The organism is Microvirga sp. KLBC 81, from assembly GCF_003075415.1.
Lineage (GTDB): Bacteria > Pseudomonadota > Alphaproteobacteria > Rhizobiales > Beijerinckiaceae > Microvirga.
In genome coordinates this window covers 1-3,723 of sequence record NZ_QDAH01000181.1, presented here as the reverse complement: position 1 = coordinate 3,723, position 3,723 = coordinate 1, and the positions used below count along the sequence as shown (strand labels likewise).

3 protein-coding genes are annotated in these 3,723 nt (G+C 57.1%); 1 reads left to right on the top strand and 2 read right to left on the bottom strand.

The features are described from left to right. Positions 1 to 292: 292 nt before the first annotated feature. A complete protein-coding gene (locus DC522_RS32790; protein WP_116532601.1) occupies positions 293 to 1,474 on the top strand; it encodes an adenylate/guanylate cyclase domain-containing protein in 1,182 nt (393 codons plus the stop codon). Between the two features lie 166 nt (positions 1,475 to 1,640). Here DC522_RS32790 and DC522_RS32785 read toward each other — a convergent pair whose 3' ends face one another. Together DC522_RS32785 and DC522_RS32775 are read right to left on the bottom strand one after the other, a co-directional pair. Then, positions 1,641 to 2,366, bottom strand: a complete 726-nt coding sequence (locus tag DC522_RS32785; RefSeq protein WP_116532600.1) for a phytochelatin synthase family protein — start codon at positions 2,364 to 2,366, stop codon at positions 1,641 to 1,643. Positions 2,367 to 3,131: 765 nt separating this feature from the next. Then, positions 3,132 to 3,497: an SPW repeat protein gene (locus tag DC522_RS32775; RefSeq protein WP_116532598.1), complete on the bottom strand. Its 366-nt coding sequence runs from the start codon at positions 3,495 to 3,497 to the stop codon at positions 3,132 to 3,134. Between the last annotated feature and the right edge of the window lie 226 nt (positions 3,498 to 3,723).

The following is a 3,723-nucleotide window of genomic DNA, read 5'->3' as shown; positions in this document are numbered from 1 at the left end:
CCAGAGAGCATTGGAAACAAGAGGTTTGGCCATGCCAAACCAACGCACTCACTCCAGTTTTGTTAGGCACTCTAAGTCCACCGAATGATCGGCTTGCCCGTGCTCTCCGGTGGGTCGGCCTCTTCAGCGCCTTACCCCTCCTCGTCTTTGCGTTCGCTCTCGCTATTTGAGCGCTTTCTCACCAGGATTCCAAGTGAAGCACCGGTGAAGCCGATTGGCGGCTGACACTTGTAATTTGCAATAATAAGATCGAACTCCGAGTGACCTCCACGACAATTCGGAGGGAACGAGCGTGCTCCGTCGCCCGAAGCCAAATGTCAATGTCTTCGGCCTTGCAAGTTGGCTGGTCGGTCCTGCGCGTGTGACCCTCACTCCTGTCGAGATCGTGACAGAGATTTGCGAGCGGCTGGTGCGTGCCGGCATCCCACTCTGGCGCGTGCGCGTCGGGCAGCGGCTGGCCAACCCTCTTATCGGAGCCTGGGGGATCATCTGGGTGCGCGGGACCGGAGCCGAGGAATACACGGTTCCTCGCAGCGTTCTGGCAACGGATTCTTACACGGGCAGTCCGTTCGAGCATGTCGCCAAGACCCGAACTCGCTTTCAGCGCTCGCTGCAGCACCTTGATCCAGCCCATGACCATCCGGTGCTGTTCGAGTTGGCAGCGGCAGGCAGCACAGATTACTTGGCCCTTCCCATCACCTACGGGGACGGCTCAGTTCAAGGAGCCGCATTCACAACCGATCGCATCGATGGCTTCCGTCCGGATGATATGGCACTCATTGAGGAACTCAGTCCCTTCCTCGCTGCTGCGTTGGAGCCTGCCGCTATGCGTCGCTCCACCGAGAGCCTGCTCCGAACCTACCTTGGAGATGGTCCTGCCGAACGCATCGCGGCAGGCGCAATTCGTCGAGGTGATCAGGTGGAAATCGAAGCGGCGGTTCTGCTCACGGATCTGCGCGGATACACCGCTCTCGCGGAACAACTGGCACCCGACCAACTCCTGGAACGCCTTGATCTGTATCTGGAGATCGTCGTCGAGGCTGTCCGGGCAGAACGAGGTGATGTGCTGAAGTTCATTGGTGATGGGGTACTGTCAATCTTTCCTGTCGGCGCAGGTGGACGAGCGGAGGCCAGCGCTCGTGCACGTCGTGCCTTGGAGGCAGCCTTGGTGAAGGCTGTTGAAATTGGCGGCCTGCACTTTATCGGCTGCCTGCACATAGGGCGGGTCATCTACGGCAATATCGGTAGTGCAGATCGATTGGACTTCACAGTGGTCGGCCCCACCGTAAACTTCATGAGCCGGCTGGAAGCGGTTGCCAAGAGCCTGAACCTGACTGCCCTGTGCTCACGGGAGGTGGCGATGTTCTTTCCAACTGACACGACAAAGCCTATCGGCAGCTTCGTTCTGCAAGGTATTCCGAACGAACAGATGATCTTCAGCTTGGTCTCACATCACGTACAGACTGAAACGTGATTGAACATTGCTATGGGTCGCGCCGGACTGCTCCTTGCCTCGCTTCGATATATAGCCGCAGTTCGAGGAGCCTTTGATCTCCCGAACGGTCTGGTCCTTCCTAGCGCATCGTACGGAAAAGTGGATCCGGTTTTCCGAGTCCCACGATGCGCTAAGCACCATTCGATTACCTTCCCGCTTCAACCAAAACGAAGCCGCGCGTCCGGTTCTCATTATCAGGATCGGGTGTGTTCATGGCTGCGTAGAGGTCATCGGCTCGAACCCAGACAGGCGGATACTTGTACCTCGAGACATCAAGAATCAGGAAACGGTCCGTGTCGGCATCATAAGCCGCCAAGGGCGAAATGTGCCCCCCACGTTCCTGACCGATCGACCGTCGCAAGTAGTTCACGATCACGTACCGGTTAGGCGTGCTGAGGGCGTCAACCGCCAGTTTGCGAAACTCGTCCAGGCTCATGTCGGCAGCGTGGCGGACGTCAGCCTCCACTGCATAGGAGGTGAGAATGGCGCCGATCTGGTCGAGCGTCATCCCGATCCGGGCGAGGACCGCCTTGGGCAGAATCTGCTCAGTTTCGTCGTTGAGCACGTTATCTTGCGTGAAGGTCTTGAACGGCTCAAACTCTGGAGTAGACGGGGCCGGAACGCCAAGCGCATTGAGAACCATCACGAGGCTCGCGACACCACAATAGGCCTGGTTCTTCTGCGTCACGAATTGAATGCTGAGCGGCCAGTAGGCGCGGTTCGCCTCGCTTTCCAGCAGCAAATGGGCCCCGCGTTCGCTGTTCAGACTGATCAGAGGTTCTGGCAGGGGCAGTGTCTGAGCGGATACACCCCCTCCCACCAAGCAGATTGCCAGTCCGGCAATTTTCAGAAATGAGGTGAGCACACGCATTGCCAACCTCCTGGCCTATGGATCTGGCTGCCCCCCCGAAGGTGGAAAGGAAGGGCTCGTCTGGTGCAAAATGCTCTTTCGAGAGGAATGATACTCTTGAGCACCATTTCTCGAAAGGACCTTTGCACAGCCCTGTGGCTGAGGAAGCGCTCACAGATGAAGCCCCATGTGAGTTTGGAATCTCGGCTATGCTAAAGGTTGCACAGGAAGTCCCTGGCGCATGCAGGGGAAGGTCCGTTTAGGCAGGCTAGAGCATCGTGCGGAACCGAAGGTCCGCTCTCAACGATGCTCTCATTCAAGGAGAAAGCATCGGATGGGTCCCAAAAGTGCAAATCCACTTTTCACGTCCGATGCTGTAGGACCTGATCCGGTTAGCCGCCTCCCGCCACGCGGCATCCCGGCGCTTAGCCAGAGAGCGATCTTGCCCGTGCTCAAATGCTACGGGATCAAGAAAAGCGGCCAACTCAGCAATTCGCCTGTCCAAGTCACTGGAGATTTGCATTCTATGCGACCTCAAGAATTTCCCTATGAACGTTCAGATGGAAATGCCGAACGGTCTAGAGAGGCGAGAGTTCCTGAGCCTGTAGGCATAAGCCTAAATCGGAGACTTGGGTTCACCACTTCCGTGATTAGTAGCCTCCGCCCATTCATGGCTGAGAGAACTCGTGCTGGGAGGTATGACGGAGGCAATGCTGAACACCTGTCCAGTCCCTCTCTGCGTCTTACTGAAGAGGCGAGTTCCAGGGTATCAAGGCGATCATGACTTCATGGCGACCCTGCGGACATGCTTACGCGAATGCGCCAAAGCTCGATGATGGCCAGAACCGTGACCCCCAATCCGATCAGAACATGGGTCCAAGTGGCCGCAGGCATTCCAGAAAAGCCGAAGAGCCAGGGCGCGCCCATCACATAGAGCCCAGCGACGAAGTTGATGCGTTCCTCCCACTCCAGCATCCGGAGCAACGCCGCGAACGACACGCCGGCGATGACCAGTCCACCAATCCAAGCCGTCCAAGCAGGAGCCTGAGCAGCGGCAAAGCCGAACAGCCAGGGGGCGATCAGGAGAATGATGCCAAGAGCAGCATTAAGACCATTAACTGCGGCATCCTCACGTGTCTTCAAGACTCTCATGGCGACCTCCTCTCAAGGTCTGAGCCCCCCACTTCCCAATATCCTATCGTTCCCTCCAACCCGCTGCTTGTGCAGCCATTCGATCTATCAATGATATTATACCTCGAAGGTTTTAGTCCCGCATTATCAACTCGACACAAGCTCACATCTAGAGCAACGGCAGTTCTGACGGAATCGTTGGGGCTATGCGGTGTGGCGGCTTCGTGATTCACTCATCTTGGCTCTC

Bases quoted from the DNA above. Each gene is read 5' to 3' on its own strand.
- DC522_RS32785 (WP_116532600.1), bottom strand. From the start codon at position 2,366: ATGCGTGTGCTCACCTCATTTCTGAAAATTGCCGGACTGGCAATCTGC.
- DC522_RS32775 (WP_116532598.1), bottom strand. From the start codon at position 3,497: ATGAGAGTCTTGAAGACACGTGAGGATGCCGCAGTTAATGGTCTTAAT.